At 72.6% G+C, this 20,783-nt stretch carries 14 protein-coding genes, 1 tRNA gene and 1 pseudogene; 4 read left to right on the top strand and 12 right to left on the bottom strand.

Going from position 1 to position 20,783, the window contains the following annotated elements:
- Nucleotides 1-210 precede the first annotated feature (210 nt).
- Nucleotides 211-3,642: an EAL domain-containing protein gene (locus tag QOZ89_RS01575; RefSeq protein WP_312622776.1), complete on the top strand. Its 3,432-nt coding sequence runs from the start codon at nt 211-213 to the stop codon at nt 3,640-3,642.
- On the opposite strand, the gene QOZ89_RS01570 is transcribed toward QOZ89_RS01575, so the two are convergent.
- The gene (locus QOZ89_RS01570) at nt 3,639-4,154 is read right to left on the bottom strand and encodes a PaaI family thioesterase (RefSeq protein ID WP_312622775.1); all 516 of its coding nucleotides are present in this window, start codon (nt 4,152-4,154) and stop codon (nt 3,639-3,641) included. The two genes, QOZ89_RS01575 and QOZ89_RS01570, sit on opposite strands and share 4 nt — an antisense overlap.
- A 341-nt stretch (nt 4,155-4,495) precedes the next feature.
- On the opposite strand from QOZ89_RS01570, the gene polA reads away from it, so the two are divergent.
- Nucleotides 4,496-7,168: a DNA polymerase I gene (polA, locus tag QOZ89_RS01565; RefSeq protein ID WP_312622848.1), complete on the top strand. Its 2,673-nt coding sequence runs from the start codon at nt 4,496-4,498 to the stop codon at nt 7,166-7,168.
- A gap of 525 nt (nt 7,169-7,693) precedes the next feature.
- Here polA and QOZ89_RS01560 read toward each other — a convergent pair.
- From QOZ89_RS01560 to QOZ89_RS01535, 6 genes are all read right to left on the bottom strand, one after another.
- Nucleotides 7,694-8,776 (bottom strand): ABC transporter ATP-binding protein, encoded by a 1,083-nt coding sequence (locus tag QOZ89_RS01560; protein WP_071052326.1) that lies wholly within the window; start codon nt 8,774-8,776, stop codon nt 7,694-7,696.
- A complete protein-coding gene (locus QOZ89_RS01555; protein ID WP_312622773.1) occupies nt 8,773-10,566 on the bottom strand; it encodes a branched-chain amino acid ABC transporter permease in 1,794 nt (597 codons plus the stop codon). The genes QOZ89_RS01560 and QOZ89_RS01555 overlap by 4 nt, the downstream gene beginning before the upstream one ends.
- Nucleotides 10,563-11,504, bottom strand: coding sequence for a branched-chain amino acid ABC transporter permease (locus QOZ89_RS01550; RefSeq protein WP_071052324.1), 942 nt, complete (start codon nt 11,502-11,504; stop codon nt 10,563-10,565). Before QOZ89_RS01550 ends, QOZ89_RS01555 begins: the two co-directional genes overlap by 4 nt.
- A gap of 243 nt (nt 11,505-11,747) precedes the next feature.
- On the bottom strand, nt 11,748-12,926 hold the full coding sequence (locus QOZ89_RS01545) for a branched-chain amino acid ABC transporter substrate-binding protein (RefSeq protein ID WP_312622772.1): 1,179 nt from the start codon (nt 12,924-12,926) through the stop codon (nt 11,748-11,750).
- A 309-nt stretch (nt 12,927-13,235) separates the two neighbouring features.
- Complete coding sequence (locus QOZ89_RS01540; protein ID WP_312622771.1) at nt 13,236-15,044, bottom strand: branched-chain amino acid ABC transporter substrate-binding protein; 1,809 nt, start codon at nt 15,042-15,044, stop codon at nt 13,236-13,238.
- A complete protein-coding gene (locus tag QOZ89_RS01535) occupies nt 15,041-15,643 on the bottom strand; it encodes an ANTAR domain-containing response regulator (protein ID WP_071052321.1) in 603 nt (200 codons plus the stop codon). The genes QOZ89_RS01540 and QOZ89_RS01535 overlap by 4 nt, the downstream gene beginning before the upstream one ends.
- 427 nt (nt 15,644-16,070) lie before the next feature.
- Between QOZ89_RS01535 and QOZ89_RS01530 the strand changes: the two genes are divergently transcribed.
- Nucleotides 16,071-16,146 (top strand) — tRNA-Leu (locus tag QOZ89_RS01530).
- Between the two features lie 55 nt (nt 16,147-16,201).
- Nucleotides 16,202-16,504, top strand: coding sequence for a hypothetical protein (locus tag QOZ89_RS01525; RefSeq protein ID WP_312622769.1), 303 nt, complete (start codon nt 16,202-16,204; stop codon nt 16,502-16,504).
- A gap of 282 nt (nt 16,505-16,786) precedes the next feature.
- Here the strand turns inward: QOZ89_RS01525 and QOZ89_RS47120 are convergent.
- The 5 genes and pseudogenes from QOZ89_RS47120 to QOZ89_RS01495 all read right to left on the bottom strand — a co-directional run.
- Nucleotides 16,787-17,833, bottom strand: a pseudogene (locus tag QOZ89_RS47120) (recombinase family protein); the annotation flags it as partial.
- Nucleotides 17,830-18,282 carry a recombinase family protein gene (locus tag QOZ89_RS01510; RefSeq protein ID WP_312622766.1) on the bottom strand — a complete coding sequence of 151 codons (453 nt, stop codon included), beginning with the start codon at nt 18,280-18,282 and terminating at the stop codon, nt 17,830-17,832. The gene QOZ89_RS01510 and the pseudogene QOZ89_RS47120, both read right to left, overlap by 4 nt.
- 211 nt (nt 18,283-18,493) lie before the next feature.
- Nucleotides 18,494-18,838, bottom strand: coding sequence for a hypothetical protein (locus QOZ89_RS01505; RefSeq protein ID WP_312622765.1), 345 nt, complete (start codon nt 18,836-18,838; stop codon nt 18,494-18,496).
- Nucleotides 18,839-18,879: 41 nt separating this feature from the next.
- Complete coding sequence (locus QOZ89_RS01500; RefSeq protein ID WP_312622764.1) at nt 18,880-19,920, bottom strand: DNA-methyltransferase; 1,041 nt, start codon at nt 19,918-19,920, stop codon at nt 18,880-18,882.
- Complete coding sequence (locus QOZ89_RS01495) at nt 19,917-20,669, bottom strand: replication-relaxation family protein (RefSeq protein WP_312622763.1); 753 nt, start codon at nt 20,667-20,669, stop codon at nt 19,917-19,919. The genes QOZ89_RS01500 and QOZ89_RS01495 overlap by 4 nt, the downstream gene beginning before the upstream one ends.
- Nucleotides 20,670-20,783: the final 114 nt, after the last annotated feature.

Here is a 20,783-nt window from a genome sequence, read left to right as displayed (position 1 = left end):
GGTTACCCTGTGCCGCGCGCTGGACATGGTGTGACTGACTGAGAACGGGCCGTGCTGCCGGGGGGCGGTCCCGCCCAGCCGACCCGGTCGGGCCGTTCGCTCCTGCCGTCGCACGGGCACGTCCTTAGGCCGGCACCACGCCGAAGGCGGCGCGCAGACACCCATCCTCCGCGCTGTCCGAGGCGTCCCGGGACGAGGAGGGCTAGTCGGATGCTTGGGAGTGGCCCGGTCCGGGAGCGCGGGTTCCTCGCCGTGCTCCCGCTGGTCGGCACGCTGTTCCTGCTGCTCATGCTCGTTCTGCCCATGTCGCAGTCGTACCTGCGCCCGGAGACCTTCGCGGCCTTCCTGATCTCCCTGGCCACACTCTGCTACATCCTGCGCGCCGGCCGCGGCCACCCCGGGCGCAGGGCACTGGTCGTCACGGTCGCGATGACCGCCGCGATGACGACGGCGGTGCTCGGCAGTCCGTCCCGCACGCCGCTCGCCTTCCTGGCCTGGTACCCATGGGCTGGCGGCTATGCCGGCCTGGTGTCGCGCCACGTCGGCCGGGTGGCCGCCCTGACCGGCGCGGTCTGCCTCACCTTCACGGGCGCGCTGATCGCGCGCGGCGACCTGGACGTCTTTCCGCTGACCTACGTGGCCGCCCTGCTCAGCATCGTCGCGTCGGCGATGCTCACCTACGGGTTCTTCAGCTGGGGCCGCGGCCGGGCGTTCGCCGACCCGCTGACCGGGTTGACCAACCGGGCGGGGCTCATGCACGCCGGCGAGCCGGCCATCACCGAGGCGCTGGTCGCCGGCCGCGCCCAGGCGGTGATGGTGCTGGACATCAGCCGGTTCCGGGAGATCAACTCGGCGCTCGGGCACCAGGCCGGCGACGAGGCGCTGCGCGAGTATGCCGACCTGCTGCGCGAGGTGCACCCGAGGCCGGCGTTCGCCGGCCGGCTCGGCGGCGACGAGTTCGTCCTCGTGCTGCCCGGTGAGGACCAGGTCAGCGACCGGGCCGACCCGCACGGCGAATGGCTCGCGCGGCTCGGCGAGAAGGTCCTCGAGCAGCTCGACGGGCCGGTGCGCATCCGCGGCATCAACATCGAGCTGGAGTCGACGGCGGGCATCGCCTCGGCGCCGCGCGACGGCGACCGGCTGTCAAGGGTGCTGCCGTGCGCGGACGCGGCGCTGGCGAACGCCAAGCGCGACGGCGCGCGCGTCGGGGTCTGGAACGCCGGGATGGCGGGGACGGTCGGGGTGCGCTCCTGGGAGCTGGCCCTGCATGCCCAGCTACGCACCGCGATCGCGAAGGGCGAGCTCGTGCTGTACTACCAGCCGGTGCAGGAGGCTGCGACGGGCCGGATCGCCGGCGCCGAGGCGTTGATGCGCTGGTGTCACCCCGAGCGCGGGCTGCTTCCGCCCAGCTCGTTCCTGCCGATGGCCGAGCGCTCCTCGCTGATCATCGGCCTGACCTGGTGGGAGCTGGAGGAGGTTCTCGCCCAGAGTGCCCGGTGGACCAGGGCCGGTCTGCACCTGCCGGTCTCGGCCAATCTGTCCGCGCGGATGCTCGTCATCGACGACCTGCCCGGCAAGGTCGCCCGCCGGCTGGAACACCACGGCCTGCCGCCGGAGATGCTCACTCTGGAGATCACCGAGAGCGCGTTGGTGTCCCAGCCGGCGCGCGCCGCCGCCATGCTCGGCGAGCTGCGGGCCGCCGGCGTGAAGCTCTCGCTCGACGACTTCGGCACCGGCTACAGCTCGATGGAGAACCTCAAGGCACTCCCGTTCGACGAGATGAAGATCGACAAAAGCTTCGTCGCGGACGCCCGCGGCAGCCTGCCGGACGTCGCGATCGTGCGGTCGGTGGTCGACCTCGGCCACCGGCTGGGCCTGCGGGTCGTCGGGGAGGGCGTCGAGGACGAGCAGTCGGCCAGGATGCTCACCGAGCTCGGGTGCGACCTCCTGCAGGGCAACGTGCTCTCGCCCCCGTTGCCGCCCGAGGAGCTGGAGGCGTTGCTGGCCGTCCGCCAGGCCTGCGTCGGCGCCTGGCGGACGAGCGGCTCGGGCCCGCAGTCCGCCGCCTCGGGCGAGCCCAGCCCGACCCGCCCGGACACGGCCAGGGCGGACACGGCCAGGGCGGACACGGGGCGGGCGGACACGGCACGCCTGGCGGGGCTCGCGAAGGCCGGCGTGACCCCGTCCAGCAACGGGCACCGGGCCGGCGAGCAGGCTTCGCCCGCGGGGGCCGCCCGGTCTTCCGACCCCGCCGGGCCCACGGGCCCCACGGGGCCCACCACGCCTTCCAGGCGCGGTGGGGCCGGCGAGGACCTCGGGCGCGCGGGCCGGGCACGGGAAGCGGGCACACACGGGCCGCGGCCGACGGTCCCGGAGGAGACGATCAGGACCTCGGAGCGGACCGGGGTGGTCGCGCCCGAGCCGCCCGACGAGTCGAGCCGGCTCGCCGCGCTGCGCCAGTACCGGATCCTCGACACCCCGCCCGAGCCGGAGTTCGACGCCCTTGCCACTCTCGCCGCCCAGATCACCGATTGCGACTTCAGCCACCTGGTGTTCATCAATAGTAACCGGGAGTGGCCTAAGGCCTGCCATGGCGTCCAGGCGTCGGAGCTTCGGGCCTGGGTCGGCCCCGGGTCGTTCATCGTCGCCGACGGCCACTATCTGGAGATCCAGGACTGCTCCCGCGACCTGCGCTACGCGCACCTGACCAGGGCGGAGCCGAAACATGTGATCTTCTTCGCCGGCGCGCCGCTGCGCACGGCCGAAGGCCACGTGCTCGGCGCGCTGTGTGTCTCCGACCGGGTGCCGCGGCGGCTCACCACCGGCCAACGGACCGCGCTCGACACCCTTGCCAGCCACGCCGTACGCCTGCTCGACGCCCGGCTGCACCGGCTGCTGCTCGCGGAGGCCACCGCCGGCCTGGAACGGCTCGAGACATTCTGGCACCGCCATGACCTGCCAGCCGCGGCCACACTGTGCGCGGACGTCGTGCGCGGGCTGGCCCATGCCGACGCCGTCGCCGTGATGCTGCCCGAGCTGCCCGGCTCGACCGTCTTCCGGGCCGCCGGCGTGTCCGTCGTCGAGGGGGTGCTACCGCTGACGGAGCTGGGAGTGCGCACGACCAGCGACGACCAGAAGGCGATCAGCGAGCTTGCGGCCGCGACCGGGCCGGTGTTCATCCCGGACGCGGCGGCGCACCCGCTGATCCCGAACGAGATGGTGCGCCGGCTGGGGATCGCGTCCGCGCTGATGATGCCGCTGCATGGCGAGGGAGGAGTCCAGGGAATGATCACCGTCCGCTGGACCCAGCACCTGGCCCGGCTCGACCCGGCGGTGCGGTGCGCGGTAACGCTGTTCTGCGGCCAGGCCCGCTTCACCCTCGCCAAGCTGCGCGCCGCGCAGGGCCAAGTGGCCGTCCCCGGCCTCGGTTCTCACGACGAGGCCGGGTGCGCCGCCGGCGATGTGCCCGGCAGGGCCTTGTCCGGCTGGGGCGCCCCCGGCGCGGGCGGCCGGGCCGGCGGGATCCCGAACAGCCCCCCGGCGGGCGGCGGCGCGCCAGGCGGCGGCCCGGAGGGCCAGGCGGCGGCCCAGGCCGACTCCTTGGGCCGGCGCCGGTCCCGCCCGGCGACCAGCCGCTACTAGCGACCGGGGTCATCCGTGGCCACGGGCTGCCCGCGGCCGGGGATGACCCCGCCAGCGGGCGGCTTGGACCGGAGCATGCAGGTCAGCCGGCAGGTGCAGACCGGCCGGCCCTCGTCATCCGCAATCCTGATCTCGAACGTCGCCACCGAGCGGCCGGCGTGCAGGCGGGTCGCGACCGCCGTGACCGAGCCGGAGGTGACCACCCGGTGGTGGGAGGCGCTGATCTCCAGGCCGACGGCCGCGTTCTCGGGGCCGGCGGTGAGCATCGCCGCCATCGAGCCGACCGTCTCCGCCAGCACCACCGACGCACCGCCGTGCAGCAGCCCGTACGGCTGCCGGTTGCCCTCCACCGGCATCCGGCCGACCACCCGCTCCGGCGTGGCCTCCAGCAGCTCGACGCCCATGCGCTCGTTCAGCTCACCGCGGTTCAGGTTGAGGGCGGCGACCAGCTCGGCCTCGTCGGCCGGCTGCCCGCCCCGGATGGCACCGTCCACGCCCGTCTCGGCAGTCACCAGCCGACAATATGGCGCCCGCCGGGCACCTACGGGACCACGGTGGCACCGGCCGGACGGCCGGCGCGGTCGGTGGACTGTCATACCGGCGGCCTAGACTTCGCCGGGTGCCCGGTTCGACGACGCAGCCCGACCTGAGTAGCCCGTCCGACGTCCCGGCGGACGCCGCCCCACCGGCCGCCCAGGACGCCCCCGGCGACGCTCCCGCGAAGGCGCCGGCCAGACGTGCCTCAAGATCCGCCGGCGGCGGGTCATCGACCAAGGCACCGGCCAAGGCGGCCGGGAGGTCCGCGGCGCCGGCCGCGGCGCGCGGCGCGCCCGCTCCCGGAACGGGGCGGCTGCTGCTGCTGGACGGGAACTCGCTGGCCTACCGGGCGTTCTTCGCGCTGCCGGTGGAGAACTTCTCCACCACCACCGGGCAGCCGACGAACGCCGTCTACGGCTTCACGTCCATGCTGATCAACGCACTGCGCGACGAGAAGCCTACGCACGTCGCCGTCGCCTGGGACCTGCCGGCGCCGACCTTCCGGCACGCCCAGTACGCCGAGTACAAGGCCGGCAGGTCCGAGACCCCGTCGGACTTCGTCGGCCAGATCAGCCTGATCCACCAGGTCTGCGACGCGCTCGCCGTGCCGAGCATGTCCGCCGCCAGCTACGAGGCGGACGACATCATCGCGACGCTGGCCACCCAGGGCGAGGCCGTCGGTATGGACGTCCTCATCGTCACCGGCGACCGCGACGCGCTGCAGCTCGTCACCGACCGGATCACCGTGCTGATGACCCGCAAGGGCATCAGCGACATGATCCGCTACACGCCGGCGGAGGTGGAGGCCAAGTACGGCCTCACCCCGACGCAGTACCCGGACTTCGCCGCGCTGCGCGGCGACCCGTCGGACAACCTGCCCTCGATCCCCGGCGTCGGCGAGAAGACCGCGACCAAGTGGATCCAGCAGTTCGGCGGCCTGGCGGACCTGGTCGACCGGGCCGACGAGGTCACCGGGAAGGCCGGCGCGGCGCTGCGGGAGAACCTGGCCAACGTGATCCGCAACCGGGCGCTCACCGAGCTCGCCCGCGACGTGCCGCTGGAGCGCGGCCCCGCCGACCTTCGCCTGGTCCCGTGGGACCGGGAGGCGGTGCACACCCTGTTCGACACCCTGCAGTTCCGGGTGCTGCGGGAGCGGCTCTACCAGGCGCTCGCGATCGTGGAGCCGGCGGCGGGCGACGGCGGCTTCGCGGTCGAGTACACGATCCTCGGCCCGGGTGACGTCACCGAGTGGCTCGGCGAGCACACGGTCGGCGGCGCCCGCACGGGCCTGCACCTGCGCGGCACCTGGGGCCGCGGCACCGGGACGGTCGCCGGGATCGCGCTGGCCGCCGCCGACGGCACCGCCGCCTGGATCGACCCGTCCCAGCTCGTCCCCGCCGACGAGAACGCGCTGGCCGCCTGGCTCGCCGACGAGACTCGGCCGAAGGCCGTACACGACGCCAAGGGCCCGATGCTCGCGCTCGCCGAGCTGGGTCTCACCCTGGACGGCGTCACCAGCGACACCGCGCTCGCCGCCTATCTCGCCCTGCCGGGCCAGCGCTCGTTCGACCTCGCCGACCTGGTGCTGCGCTACCTGCACCGAGAGCTGAAGGCCGAGGAGGGCCCGTCGGACGGCCAGTTGACCCTCGAGGTCGAGGTCGAGGGCATCGCCGAGGCGGACGAGGCCGAGGTGGACGCCGTGCGCGCCCGCGCGGTCGCCGAGCTCGCCGACGCCCTCGACGGCGATCTGGAGCGCCGCTCGGCCGCGCGCCTGCTGCACGAGATCGAGCTGCCGCTGCTGACCGTGCTCGCCGGGATGGAACGCGCCGGCATCGCCGCCGACGCCGACTACCTGACCGACCTGCAGTCCCAGTACGGCGCCGAGGTCACCAAGGTCGTCGAGGCCGCCCACCAGATCGTCGGCCGGCCGTTCAACCTCGGCTCGCCCAAGCAGCTGCAGCAGATCCTGTTCGACGAGCTGAACCTGCCGAAGACCAAGAAGATCAAGACGGGCTACACCACGGACGCGGACGCGCTCACGTGGCTGGCCGTCCAGACCGACCACCCGCTGATCCCGACGCTGCTGCGCCACCGCGACGTGGCCCGGCTCAAGACCGTCGTCGAGTCGCTGCTGCCGATGATCGACGATGCCGGCCGCATCCACACCACGTTCAACCAGATGATCGCCGCGACCGGCCGGCTGTCGTCGACCGACCCGAACCTGCAGAACATCCCGATCCGCACGGCCGAGGGCCGCCAGATCCGCCGCGCCTTCGTCGTCGGCCCGGGCTACGAGACGCTGCTGACCGCGGACTACTCGCAGATCGAGATGCGGATCATGGCGCATCTGTCCGGCGACGCGGGACTGATCGAGGCGTTCTCCTCCGGCGAGGACCTGCACTCGTTCGTCGCCGCGCAGGCGTTCAACCTCCCGGTCGCCGACGTCGACCCGGAGCTGCGGCGGCGGATCAAGGCGATGTCCTACGGCCTTGCCTACGGCCTGTCGGCCTACGGGCTGGCTTCCCAGCTCGGCATCGCCCCGGACGAGGCCCGCGAGCAGATGGAGGCCTACTTCGCCCGTTTCGGCGGGGTGCGGGACTTCCTGCGCGGCGTCGTCGACCGCGCCCGCACGGACGGCTACACCGAGACCATCCTCGGCCGCCGCCGCTACCTGCCCGACCTGACCAGCGACAACTCCCAGCGCCGGCAGATGGCGGAGCGGATGGCCCTCAACGCCCCGATCCAGGGCTCCGCCGCCGACATCATCAAGATCGCCATGCTGGGGGTGGAGCGCGGCCTGCGCGAGCGCGGCCTGCGCTCCCGCCTGCTCCTGCAGGTCCACGACGAACTCGTCCTCGAGATCGCCCCCGGCGAGCGCGAGGACGTCGAGGCACTCGTCCGCTCCGAGATGAGCGGCGCGTACACCATGTCCGTCCCGCTCGACGTCTCCGTCGGCGCGGGCCGCACCTGGGACGACGCGGGACACTAGGCCGTATCTGACGGCCTCCGGCCACGCGAGGCTCCGCCATCATCGCGTGGCCTTTGGCCTGGCCGTATCTGACGGCCTCCGGCCACGCGAGGCTCCGCCATCATCGCGTGGCCTTTGGCCTGGCCGTATCTGACGGCCTCCGGCCACGCGAGGCTCCGCCATCATCGCCGCAGGGGTCCCCGGAAGATCGGCGCCAGCCGATCTTCCGGGGGAGCGACTTTGGCCTAGCCGCGCGGTTCCCCGGCGCGCGCGGACGCGACGAGCGGCGATCCGGGGGCGAGCTTTGGCGCCGTCCGGGCCTTCCCCAAGCCAGGACGTTTTCTACTCGCCCGCCCCCGGTCCCCACACTGCGGGTGAGACGCTAGGAGCGTTCGGTAACCGCGTCAACGTGGCCCGCGCGGCGGCCGGCTGTTGTGCGTTCCCGGACGCGGGCACGCCGTATCCGCCAACTCATCTCCCTGTTTGCCACGCTCACCGCCTCCTCCACCGATTGGCCAGCTGACATCTCGGCGCCAATCAGTGGGTTCAGGTCTCCACCGTGCCTGGCGGGCGGTAGGCGCCCATGGCGGCGAGGCTGGCGCCGACCTCGGCGGGCGTGCCGGTCGCGACCACCGCGCCGGCCTCGAGGACGACGACCGCGTCGGCGACCGCCAGGGCCAGGCGCGGGTCGTGCTCGGCGAGCAGGACGCTCACGCCGCGGGCCTGGAGCCGGCCGACCAGCTCGGCGAACCAGGCCCGGTCGGCGGCGGTGACGCCGGCGGCCGGCTCGTCCAGCAGCAGCAGGGACGGGCGGGTGCCCAGCGCCCTGGCGACCTCCAGCCGCCGCCGTGCGCCGTGCGGCAGGCTGGCCGCCCGTTCGCCCGCCCGGTCGGCGAGCCCGACGAACTCCAGCAGGTCCCACGCCGCGGACCTGGCCGCGCGGATCTCCCGGCGCCCGCGCGACCTCGGGAGCAGCACCCGCCAGGTGTCGCCGCGGGCCTTCGCCTCGACGCCGACCCGGATGTTGTCCAGCGCGGTGAGCTGGTCGAACAGCCTGGTCTCCTGGAACGTACGGGCTATACCCAGCCGGGCCACCGCCGGCGCCGAGCGCCCGAACAGCTCGACCGGCCTGCGCGCCGCCTCGACGCCGGGGCCCTCCGCCCCGCCCGCTCCCGCGGACGCCCGCGCCCTGGCCGGCGGCTCGTGGGCCGGCGGCTCGTGGGCCGGCGGCTCGTGGGCCGGCGGCTCGGCGGGCTGCTGCCCGGGCGCCGGAGGGGCGGACCACGGCGTCCGGTCCAGCCCGTCGTCTCCGCGGGTCGGCCAGAAGTGGGCGCTGCCGCGGCTCGGCCGCCGGATTCCGGTCAGGCAGTCGAGCAGCGACGTCTTGCCCGCGCCGTTCGGGCCGACCACGGCCAGCACCGTGCCCCGCTGCTGCCGCAGCGAGACGTCCGCGAGGCTCGTCAGGCCGCCTAGGCGCAGCGTCAGCCCCGCGAGGTCCAGAATCGGCCGCGGCGGCGGCGCCGCGCTCGGCGCGGGCACCGTCGGCGCGTCCGGCTTCCAGCCGACGCGCGGGCCCGGGCGCGCCGGCACCACCGCCGGGGGCCGGCGGCGCGGCTCGGGTAGGATCATGGCCCTCCCTCGCTGGGGCCGCCGAGCCGGAGGCGCGCGGGCAGCAGGCGCCGCGGGCGAAGTGCCGTCATGATCATGACCAGGGCGCCGAAGTAGAGGAACCGGTCCGCGGCCGGCACGTGGTCGCGCAGGAGGAAGGCCAGGCCCTGCAGGACGACGGCGCCGAGGACGGCGCCGAGGCGTGAGCCCGCCCCACCGGCGACGACGACTGTGAGCACGAGCATCGAGGCCTGTGGGCTGAACGTCTGCGGGTTGAAGAACTGCTTGGTCGCGAGCACCGCGCCGGCGAGGCCGGCGACCGCCGCGCCGGCCGTGAAGGCCAGCAGCCTCATCCTCGCGGCGCGGACACCGAGGACCCCGGCGGCCACCTCGTCCTGGCGCAGCGCGGCGCAGGCCCGCGCGGCGCGTGACCGGTCCCAGCCGGCGAGCGCGGCCATGACCAGCACGACCAGGCCGAGCAGCAGGTAGTAGTACGGCAGCGGGTCCAGCCCGAAGGCGTAGTGGAAGCCACCGATCCGCACCGACGGCGGCGGCACCCCGAACACGCCGCCGGCGCCGCCGGTGATCCCGTCGGCGTTGTTCGCGACCAGTTGGACGACCCCTCCGAAGGCAAGGGTTACGATCGCCAGAAGGTCGGCGTGCCGTCGCAGGAGCGGCGCCCCCAGCGCGAGGCCGACGAGTGCCGCCGCGGCCATCGCCGCTGGCATCGCGACCAGCGGCGAGACGGTGACCGGCGCGTGCCAGGGCATCGCCCCCGGGGCGCACAGATATGCCGCTGTGTAGGCACCGATCGCGCAGAAGGCGACGCAGCCGAGATCGAGCATGCCGGCACGCCCGACGACGATGCTCAGCCCCAGCGAGAGCAGCGCGTACAGCCCGATGTCGTTGACCATCACCTGCCGCACCGTGGTCGAGACGACCAGCGGCGCGCCCGCCGCGGCCCCCAGCGCCAGCGCGTATCCCGCGCCCCGCGCCCAGGGGCGCCGGTACCAGCGCCGCCGGCCCGGCGTCCCCGTCTCTCCCGCCGCCGCGCCCATGGCAAGCCCGGCCGCGAGCCGGCCGGAGGTGGGCGCCGGCGGCTCGGTGGGCACCGACGGCTCGGTGGGCACCGGCGGTGCCGGCCAGATCACCCAGTTCGACCGGACCGCCCAGGTCCGGTCCGTGGGTGGCACGAGGTGGGCGCTTTCCCCGCGCTGGCCCGGCGGCCTCGGCCCGACGCGGGGCGGCGGCTGGGGCTGAGCCTCGGCGATCATCCGGCTGCGCCGCGAGGCCGCGTCATCCAGCGACGGGCGCCGCCGGCCGCGTGATCCCGACCGGTCCCGGACGTCCTCCGCCCATTCGGCGGCGACGCCCGTCAGGTACGCGGCCGGGCGCCCGAGCAGGCCGCGCAGCCGCGGCCAGCCGGTCAGCCCCGCCCAGGCCAGCAGCCCGGCGGCGAGGAAGAGGACGCCGCGCTCCCCCGCGAGCGACCCGCTGGCCCCGGCGAGCGGCCGGTCCGCGTTCCCGGACGGCCCGGTCACGAGCGCGGCGAGCGCCGCGAGCACCAGGCACCCGCCGAGCCGGCGCCACCACCGGCCCGGCCCGGCCTCGTCCCCGACACCCTCGGCATCCCCGCCATGTCCGGCGTTCCCGGTATCCGCGGCAGCCACGGCAGCCGCCGTGCCCGTCGTCGCCGCGGCGCCCGCCCAGCCGTCCGGCGGCCGGCCCGCGGCGCGCAGCTGGGCCATCCGCTCGGCGACAGACGGCATTCCCGCCGGCGGGCTCGCCGGCTCGTCCGGACCGCCGCTCATGCCGGGCGTCCGAGGCGGGCGCCGAGCAGGCCCGACGGGCGCAGGAGGAGGACAGCGATCAGCACGGCGAAGGCGATGACGTCCTGATAGCCCGCGTCGAGCAGGTAGTAGCCGCCGAAGCTCTCGACCAGGCCCAGCAGCAGGCCGCCGGCCAGCGCCCCACGCACATTGCCGAGGCCACCGAGGACGGCGGCCGTGAACGCCTTGATCCCGGGGACGTAGCCCATGGTGTAGGACGCGTGGAAGGTCATCGCGTAGAGGAAGCCGCCGGCGCCGGCGAGCACCCCGCCTAGCACGAACGTCGCGACGATCACCCGTTCCAGGCTGACTCCCAGCAGGACCGCGCATTCGGCGTCCTGCGCCACCGCCCGGATCGACCGGCCGAGCCTGGACCAGGCGACCAGGCGGTCGGCGGCGAGCAGCAGGCCGAGCGCGGCGGTGACGACCGCCAGCGTCTCCGCGGAGACGGGGGCGCCGGCGACGCGTAGCACGGTCTGGTCGGTGAACAGGCCCGGCACGGGAACGTCGCGCCGGCCGAACTCCTTGCCTGCGAGGCTCACGGCGAACATCGACGCGCCGACGGCGCTGACCAGGTACGCGAGCCGCGGCGCGCCCCGGCGTCGCAGCGGCCGGTAGGCGGCCCGCTCGAGGCCGAGCGCGGCCACCGCGCCGGCGAGGCCGCCGGCGACGGTCCCGGCCGCCACCAGCCCGATGCAGGCCAGGACGCCGGGGCCGGCGCCGGCAGCCCCGGCGGGCAGCGCGGCGCGAGCCGCGTAGAGGCCGCCGAACGCGCCGAGCATGAACACCTCGCCATGCGCGAGGCTGACCAGCCGCAGCACGCCGTAGACGAGGGTGTAGCCGAGCGCGATCAGCGCGTAGACCGCACCGGCCGCGAGCCCGTCGATGGCCAGCCGCGCGATCTGCCCCCCGCTAGCCACGCGCGGATCGCGCTCCCCATTTCGCCGTGCGCACCCGGCGGTCCCAGGTGCCCGCAAGATCGGTCAGGCGGGTGCCGTCCCCCGCGGCGGCCGTCGACCCGGCAGGCGACCCGGCGGGTGGCGGCGCGGCGGGCTCTGACGCGGACTCAGCCTCGACCGCGGACGCGGCTGGCGCCCCCAGCGATGCGGGGGCGCCAGCGGCGTCGCCAGCCGGCCTGACCGGCGCGGCGTCGTCGGCAGGGGTCACGGCTTGAGCAGCGCGGTCGTCGGGCCGAGGACGACCCGCTTGCCGCCCCGGACCTCGTACACGTACACCGTCGAGCCCTGGACCTCGCCGTGGCCGTCGAACTTGATCTGCTTGGTGACGCCAGGCATGTCGACGGCGCGGAAGCCGCTGAGGACCGAGGCGCGGGTGGCGCCCGTGCCCTCCTTGGTGAGCACCGAGATGATCGCCTGGGTGGCGTCGTAGGCCTCGCCGGAGTAGGTACCGGGCTTGGTGCCGCTGTTCACCCGCTTGAACTCGGCGACGAAGGACGCCGCCTTCGGGTCGGAGTTCGCGTCGCCGCAGGCGCAGGTGAGCAGCGCGCCCTCGGCCGTGTCGGCGCCGGCCTGCTCGATGAGCTGGTCGTCGTTGGAGCCGTCGCCCGCGAGGATCCTGCCCTCGTAGCCCTTGCCGCGCAGCGCCTTCACCAGCAGCGCGAACTCGGCGTAGTACCCCGAGTAGTAGACCGCGTCGGGACCGGCCGCGGTGATCTTCGTCGCCTCGGAGGTGTAGTCCTTGGTCGGGTTGACGCTGTCATGGGTGACGGTGACGTTGTGGGCCTTCAGCGCCTTCTCGAGCGCGGTGGAGAGGCCGGCGCCGTAGTCGCTGCGGTCATCGAGCGAGAACACCCGCTTGGCCTTCAGCGCCTTGGCGATGTAGTCCGCGGCGGCGGCACCCTGGATGGTGTCCGGCGCGATCACCCGGAAGAAGCTGCCGAACCCGAGGCTGGTGAGCTGGGGGTTGGTCGCGGACGGGCTCACCGACAGCAGGTCGGCCTGGCTGTACAGCGGCTCGCTGGACTTTGTCGCGCCGGAGAAGATCGGGCCGACGACGGCGATGACCCGCGAGTTGTCGACGAGCTTCTGCGCGGCGGTCGGGCCCTGCTCGGGGGAGCCCTGGTCGTCGGAGGCGACGATACGCAGCGTGAACGGCAGCGTACCGCTCCGGTTGGCCGAGTCGACGGCCGTCAGCATGCCGTTGTACGCGTTGATGCCCAGCTGCTGGTTCTCGCCGGACAGGGGACCCTGGAAGCCGATCGCGAACTCCTTCTTCGCCTCGGCCTTGTCGCCGCCCCCGCCGCATCCGGCCGCCGCCACCGCTACCGCGGCCACCGCCGCGACAGCTCCCAGCAGCCGAAGCCGCCGACCCAGACCATCCATGGTCTGTCCCTTCGCCCAGCCATGCCGACCGTGTGGGCGTTGCATCCCCACCGACCCGCTCGCGCGGACCGGTGGGGGCCCGGCACCCGGGAGGCGCCCACGCGGGCCCGACGATCGCCGGACGGCCGGCAAACTAACGGCCGATCAGGCCAAACCAAAAGCTAAATGTAAGCGTGTCGTCACTTTTTGTAGTCTCGCCGGGCCAGCACCGTGTCCGGCCAGACAGAAGATCACCAATCGGGCGCGCGCAGCCGAGGTCGCGGCGGCCGCTGCGGCCGGCGCGGCCGGCGAGGATCCAGGAGCGGCGGACTACCTGGCCGGAATGACCGTGGGGACAAAGCGGCCGTTGACGATGGCGTAGATCACGGCGGCTGGGTCTCGACGGTCACCGAAGGCGTCGAACGCGACCTGGCCGGTGACGCCGGCGAACGAGCCCCGGGCGATCTGGGCGGCGATCGCCGCCCTGGTCGCGTCGTCGACCGCCACCCGGCCGGGGAGCACGACGGCGGCGGCGCGCAGCAGGGCCCGAGCGGAGTCATAGGCGTAGGCGGCCAGCGCGGGGATCATGTCCGCCTCCTGCCCAGTCACCGCCAGCGGCTCGTCGCCGCGGCCCGAGCCATCCTCACCCGAGACCCTCGCGCCCGGCGCACTCGATCCGGACCCGCCGGGCGTGTTCATGCCCTGCCCGTCCCGGTCCTGGCCGTCGCTCCCGCCCGGGCGAGCGGAACCGGCGCCCGGCGGGGCCGCCGAACCAGCCGCGCCGGCCGACGGCGTCGGCGTCGGCGAGCCGGTCTTCTTGTCGGGAACGGCGGGCTGCTCCGGGCCGCCGACGACCGGTCCCCAGCGCTTCAGGTACTCGTCGGCAAAGGCGCCGGCGGCGGGCAGGCGGGACAGCGGCACGGCGAGGTCGGTGGCCAGGTCACCCTCGGCCGCCTCGCCGGCGGAGTCGAGGTAGCGGGCGCTGAGCATGGCGTCGGTTCCGAGAATCTGGACCGAGATCGCCTCGTCGGCCATCCGCTGGCGCAGCGCGCTGGCGAACAGGTAGCCGGTGGAGGTGTACACGAGGTCCGGGTTGAACTCCTGGATGCCCTCGGCGACCTCCTGGACCTCTTTCCCGTCGGCGCCGTCGCCCTTCACCTGGTAGGTGGTCAGCACCTCGGCGCCGGCCGCGATGGCGTAGCTGGCGAAGCGCCCGGCGAGCGTGTCTCCGTAGAAGGGCCCGCCGTCGACGACGATGATCTTCGTCCGGTGCCGGACGTGCACGGCATAGTCGGCGCCCGCCTTGGCCTGCACCGCGTCGCTGCCGCTGAGCCGGAAGTAGCGGTCGTAGGGGCGCTTGCGGACGTAGGGCGGCTCATCCTGCGCGGTGAGCTCTGGCTCGCCGTTGGACGGCGAGACGACCGGGATGCCGCCGGCGTCCAGCACCGGCACCGCGATCCGGGCGACGTTGGAGCTGAGCGGCCCGACGACCCCCACCAGCGCCGAGTCCTCGGCGAACGCCTCGGCGGCGGCGGCTCCCCCGTCGGGCCGGGAAAGGTCGTCCTTGGCGACCAGCTCGGCCTTCCAGCCGGGAATCGCCTCGGACTTGTTGGACTCGTCGACGGCGAGCGCCACCGCGTCGCGCACCGACCCGCCGATGTTGCCGAGGTCGCCGGACAGCGGAGCCATCACCCCGATCCGCATCACCTGCGGCCCTCGCGAGCCACCCGGCCCGCCGCCGGCCCGCCCGTCGCGCAGCGTGAGCAGGCCGAGCGTCAGGCCCGTCGGGAGCGCGACCAGCAGGGCGAGCAGCCCCGCCAGCAGCGCCCGCCCGCGCCGCGTCCGGCGCCGCCGCCCCGCCCAGGCCGCCGTCGTCCGGGCCGAGTGCCGTATCCACCGGGCCGCCACCACGAGCCACACCTTGGCGACCTGCCAGCCCGGTACCAGCGGCCCGTCCGGATCGACCCCGCCGCCGACCACCGGGTCGGTGGCGACTATCTCGCTCCCCCGCGCGCTCCCGGCTAGCCACCGCACCAGCCGTCGCAGCGGCGACCCGGCCCCGCCCGCGCGCGCGGCGTCCCGGCCATCGCCGTCGCGGTCGCCGTCGTCCGCGTCGCCAGGCCTGTCTTCGCGGGTCACTGGCCGGGAAGGGCCTCCCCGGAAAGGACCGCCTCGGCGACCGCGCGCATCGTGCGGCGCTGGTTCATCGAGGTCCGCTGAATCCAGCGGAACGCGTCCGGCTCGGTCATCTTGTGCTCGGTCTGCAGCACACCCTTGGCCCGCTCGATGATCTTCCGGGCCTCCAGCCGGCCCTGCAGGTCCTCGACCTCGGCCTCCAGGCTCACGATCTCCGTGAACCGGCTCATCGCCATCTCGATCGTCGGCAGCAGGTCCTTCTTCTGGAACGGCTTCACGACGTACGCCATCGCGCCAGCCTCCCGCGCCCGTTCGACCAGCTCCCGCTGGCTGAACGCGGTGAGGATGACAACCGGGGCGATCCGCTCCTTGGCGATCTTCGCGCCGGCCTCGATGCCGTCCATCTTCGGCATCTTCACATCGAGGATGCACAGGTCCGGGCGCAGCTTGCCGGCCAGGGCGACGGCCATCTCGCCGTCACCGGCCTCGCCGACGACCTCGTAGCCCTCCTCCTGCAGCATCTCGCGCAGGTCGAGACGAATCAGCGCCTCGTCTTCGGCGATCAGCACCCGGCGCGGCGTCGAGGATGGCTGGCTGCTCATCGAGACGTTCTCCTGAGGTCGGCGTCGATGGGGATCGGTCGGCGTCGTCACCATTCTGCCGGCACCGGGCGCACGTGGATGCACCCAGCGTCCGGTTGGCGGCAGCTCACCGTCATGGTTTGGCGGCGACGCCCCGGGAACCGGGTAGGTCCCACCGGGCGCCAGCCACCGCCTGGCACGCGGCGACGTCACGCTCCACCCGACGTGGCGACGGCGGAGCCGGGAGCACATCCACCGCGGCCAGTGCCTGACACCGACACCGCGGCCCGATCCCGGGATACCGCCCGAGCCCCGACGGGCGGGGCGAGAGGTCGAAACGCACCCTACCCGGCTAGAGTCATCAAGGGGAGCACCTCCCGAGGCACATCAACGCACGACCGGCACGCCGCGTTCACCCCGGCGACCTCCCACGTACCTCCCCCAGCCAGGCCCGGTACTCCAACGGCAGAGAGACGGTGCTCAAACCACCGACAGTGTGGGTTCGAATCCCACCCGGGCTACCAAATTGATCTCTTTCGAACCTCGCCCACGCTCAAGATCCCTTCCGGGAACAAGATCGTGGCCGAGGTTCGCTGCGTTTGGGGCCGGTGTGCGGTCGATGGTCGCACGCTGGAAGGCAGTGCCGGCCAGGCTGGTGTAGGGCTCCCTGAGGACGACACCCGTGACCACGGGGCCATCGTCGTCTGGCTCCACGAGGAGCTTCTTGAAGATCGCCTGGTTGCTCAGGCGGCGGATGCGGGCGTCGGCTGCCTGGTAGACGTCGCCGCAGCGGCCAACCCAGGACAGGGCCAGCTGCAGGGTCTCCTCGACGCTTTCGTAGACCGTCTCGGCGGCAACGAGGAGGTTCTGGGCACCCCGTAGCTCCCTGGCGATCCGCGCTTGCTCTTCGTGTGCCAGATCCTCCGGGATGCTGCCAGTCACGACACCCCGGGCGAGTCGCCGCCGCTCTTCGGTCAACTCCGCGACCCGACGCTTGGCCCACTGAAGCTCCGGGTCGGACTGGGCGTGCTGACGATCAAGTTCGGCGCGGAGCTGGGCGCGGATCTGGTCCTGCTCGGCTTCGGTGAAGCGGACGCTGGCGTAGTAGCGCTCCACAGCCTGCTCGACGGCCTCCAGGCTGAGGTAGGGCATGGTGCAGTCGGTGCGGCGCTGGTGACGGCCCAGACAGAAGAGGTAGAAGTACTGCTTGGCCCTCGTGATGCACAGGCGGCTGCCGCACTGGGCGCAGACGACGGTGCCCTTGAGGTAGTGGTTGTGGACGCGCTGCTTCTCACCGGCCACGTCGTGGGCCTTGAGGACCTCCTGGACACGCTCGAAGAGGCTGTCGAGGATGAGAGGCTCGTGGCGGCCCTCGTACTCGGCTCCGTTGAAGAGGACTTTGCCGATGTAGTAGCGGTTACGTAGGACTCGGGAGACGTGGGAGGGAGCCAGCGGCCCCGGGATCTTTGGCCCGTGGGGCAGTGTCTTTAGGCCCTTCTCGGCCAAGGCTTCGGTGATGGTGCGGATGGTCCACTCCCCGGTGGCGTAGGCCTCGAAGGCCCAGCGCACGAGGGGCGCCCGTTCCGGGTCGATGATGACGATGGCGACTTCTCGACCCTCGATGCGCTGGCGGGTATTCAGGTAGCCAACCGGCGCCCGCCCTGGCGTCCCGCCAAATTTTGCCTTCTGGGTCATGCCTTTGAGCGCCTCGGTCGCCAGGTTGCGCGAGTAGAACTCGGCGATCCCGGCCATGATCGCGTGCAACAACTGGCCGCCGGGGGTCTCGTCGATGTTTTCTTTGACGCTCACGAGCGTTGTACCCGCGGACTTCAGCTCGAACATGATGTTGGCGTCGTCCCGCCGGTTGCGGGCGAAGCGGTCCACCTTGTCCAGGATCACGTAGTCGATGTTGCCCTGCTGCTTGACGAAGGCCAGCATCTTTTGAAACTCGTGCCGGTCCGCCGTCTTGGCCGATTCGCCCCGGTCGACGAACTCGGCAACCACCTCGGCATCGAGGCTTTCGGCTTTATGCTCACAGGCGTCACGCTGGGCGGGTAGCGAGTAGCCCTCCGGATCATCATCTTTGCTGGCCTGCTTGACGGTGGATACGCGCAGGTAGATCACAGCCCGCTTGCTGCGCTGCGGCTCAGCTGGTGCCAGGGCGGCCAGTGGTGGCGGAGGCAGTGCAGCTCCGGCTGCTGCCGCCTTCATCGGGTGCTCCGGCGGTGGTACAGCTCGGCCACGGTGCTGTGAACCTGCGCCGTGAAGCGGTCCGCCGCAGTTGGTCCATTACTTGGCATGCCTTCGGCGGTGCTCACCAGCCGCACCCCGAGTCCGTCCAGCGCGAGACGGACGCCCCGGTTGTCGGCAGCGTTCCGGCCCAGCTTGTCGCGGGAGGACACGAGGAGCCAGGACACGTCGCGGCTTCGCCCAAGGTCGCCCAGCAGCTTCCGCAGGCCTGGTCGGTCCTGGAACCTGCCGGAGCCTCCGTGGTCGGCGTAGACGCCGGTGACACGGGCTCCCAGCTGGCGGGCGAGTTCCTCGCACTCTTGGCGCTGGCGGTCGATGGCAGCCTCCCACCCCGGCGTGCGTCCCACCCGCAGGTAGATGATGACCTTCTTATTCGAGGCCTGTTCGATATCCGATGATTGCTCTTCCATAAGAGACCTCCATTTCTTCGCGTTATTTTGCGACCCGACCCATTCTATTGCATTTCCGGCCCAAAATACCCGTCATTCTTCCAGGAATTTGAACCCACATGAACGCCCGTTTTTCAGCTTTGCACAGCCAAAAACATGCAAGGTGGTGGGCCGGAGGGATGCGAATCTTCGCATCCCTCCGGCCATGTGACGATGGAGCCGTATGGCTACATCACTTCGTGCCCCGGGTTCCGGGCTTGGCCGGGCTGTCGGCTCCGGAGACCGGTCGCAGCAGCGCCTCAACGGCCTGGCGGGCTGCAGCGGCCTGGGCTTCGGCTTCGGCAATCACGCCCTGCGCCTTCTCGGCGAAGTCCGGCGCGGCGCGCTTGGCCTCGACGTAGAACTCCACAGCCCAGAGCAGTTCCGAACCCAGGGTGGACTCATCCACTCTGGCGATCAGCTCCAGCTGGGCGTGCAGGGCGGCGGGCAACTTCACGGCCAGGGTCTTGTGACCCCCGACAGACTTTGCAGGTTCCGTCATGACGGAGACCTCCTCGGTGCGGGTGCGGCCGCTCATCCCTGCTGGATGAGGACTTCGGCCGCACGACACCGGCGAGGTCAGGCCGCGCAGGCTGCAACTTCTTCCGGCGGGCCGCAGGCGGTCCGGAGGCGATCTTCGGCCAGCTTCACGTACTCCGGGTTCAGCTCCACCCCAAGCCAGTCCCGGCGGTTCTCGCAGGCCACCGCACCCACAGTCCCGGTGCCGAAGAAGGGGTCCGCCACAATTCCCGGCACGGTTGGGGCCTCGCAGCCGCAGCGGATGAAGTCCCCCGGCTCCCGAACCGTCCTCATCTCCTGATCTTTGGCGGACCACATCTGCCGCACGGTGTAGCGCCGTTTCCAGCTCTGGCCGCAGGCCGTACAGACCGCCTCTGGACAGGTTGCGAGGAGCGGACGGCGGACCAGACCCGGCGGGAACGTTGCGAAGTGCGATCCCCGGAAGTTGGCCGCTGCCAGCTGCCAAACGTCCCCAGGGTTCTTTCCGAGCGGATGGCCCGGTTGCCCCGGCGGACGCTCCCGTCGCAGGCCCTCGTTGGAGGCGGCCAGCGGCCCCCGGTACGTCGGCCGGGCGTAGTCCGCCTTCGCGGCCGCCTTGCCACCGCCGGAGCGGTGCGGCTCCCGGATGGCGTCCAGGTCGAAGAAGTACCGAGGACTGCGGGCTAGGAAGTAGACCACCTCATACGTCAACGTCAGGCGATCTTGGATGGAGCTGGGCATCGGGTTGGTCTTGGCCCAGATGACCTTGTTTCGCACGATCCACCCGTCAGCGGACAGAGCCAAGATCAGGCGCTCCGGCGCCAGGAGCAGGCTCTTGGGCGGCGCGCCGTACTTGGCGTGCCTGCTGAAGCTGTCCCCGAGGTTGAGCCACACGGAGCCGGTGGGCTTGATGACCGGGGACAGCTCCCGGAAGACCGGCAGCAGGCCTGTGACCCAGTCGTCCACGGTGGCCTCAAGGCCAAGTTGGTCATCGTGGCCGTAGTTCCTGAGGGCGTAGTACGGGGGCGAGGTGATCACGCAGTCCACGGAAGCCCTTGGCAGCTCCCGCAGCCGGGTGGCGGCGTCGCCCACCAAGATGATGTTGCGCGGTAGCTCCGTCATTCGGCTGCCCCCTGGATCAGGCGGGGCACGGCGTCGCCGAAGAGGGCGACGGTAAACAGGGGCCAGGCGTCTTCGGGCAGGCGTGCCAGGAGATCAACAAGCTGGTCATACCGCCGCTGATCAGGCACCAGCCACAGCACCCGGGGGAAGACCTCGCCTTCCCGTCCGGACTGCCAGTAGCGGATGTAGGTCTCGCACTTGCGCCGGATTGTGGGGAGCGACTCCGTGGCCCGGTCCACCTCCACCATCCAGGTGTCTTCGTACCGGCCCAGCCGCAGACGCACTCTGGCGTCGGGCTTGAGCACCATCCGGCCGCCGCCGACGCCGGGGAAGCCGCGCCAGCTGGCCGGTTCCGCCTGGAAGCCCGCCACCACCATGAGCCCGGCGGCCTCGGCTTCGCGCAAGGAGATGTACAACTCCGTCACGGCCAGGGAGTGCGCCAGGAAGGGCGTACCCACCGGCCAGGGCCGCTGCCAGCGCTGCCGCTCCGGGTCCAAGATGCGCAGGCCCGCCACATCGAGGGTGTAGACGAAGCCCGCCGACCCGGCCCGCACACCGCCGATCCGCCGGGGCAGCCGTCCAAGGAGCCGCTGGGCCACCATCGAGGCCAGGACCCCACGGGCCCGCCGCGCCGAGACGTCACCCAGATGTAGCCGCACCAGCTGCGCCCCGGTGGCCACGCGCACGCTTGCCACGGTGGAGAGGATCTCCCGCTCCCGAGGCGTGATGGTCGCGGCCAGGGCCGCCACCTGCCGGGAGGTGACATACGCCCGGCTCATGAGTGCGCCTCACGGAAGAGCTGGGGAGTCGTCTGCACTTTTGCCGCAGATACCGCGTCCAGCCACCGCAAACGTGGGAGCCAG

The organism is Pseudofrankia coriaricola, assembly GCF_032027725.1.
Taxonomy (GTDB): Bacteria; Actinomycetota; Actinomycetes; order Frankiales; family Frankiaceae; genus Pseudofrankia.
This window is presented reverse-complemented; position numbering and strand designations above follow the sequence as displayed.

Coding starts and splice junctions, on each gene's coding strand:
- QOZ89_RS01545 (WP_312622772.1), bottom strand. CDS start 12,926: ATGGATGGTCTGGGTCGGCGGCTTCGGCTGCTGGGAGCTGTCGCGGCG.
- QOZ89_RS01560 (WP_071052326.1), bottom strand. CDS start 8,776: ATGATCCTACCCGAGCCGCGCCGCCGGCCCCCGGCGGTGGTGCCGGCG.
- QOZ89_RS01575 (WP_312622776.1), top strand. CDS start 211: ATGCTTGGGAGTGGCCCGGTCCGGGAGCGCGGGTTCCTCGCCGTGCTC.
- QOZ89_RS01500 (WP_312622764.1), bottom strand. CDS start 19,920: ATGACGGAGCTACCGCGCAACATCATCTTGGTGGGCGACGCCGCCACC.
- QOZ89_RS01510 (WP_312622766.1), bottom strand. CDS start 18,282: ATGGAAGAGCAATCATCGGATATCGAACAGGCCTCGAATAAGAAGGTC.
- QOZ89_RS01505 (WP_312622765.1), bottom strand. CDS start 18,838: ATGAGCGGCCGCACCCGCACCGAGGAGGTCTCCGTCATGACGGAACCT.
- QOZ89_RS01555 (WP_312622773.1), bottom strand. CDS start 10,566: ATGAGCGGCGGTCCGGACGAGCCGGCGAGCCCGCCGGCGGGAATGCCG.
- QOZ89_RS01535 (WP_071052321.1), bottom strand. CDS start 15,643: ATGAGCAGCCAGCCATCCTCGACGCCGCGCCGGGTGCTGATCGCCGAA.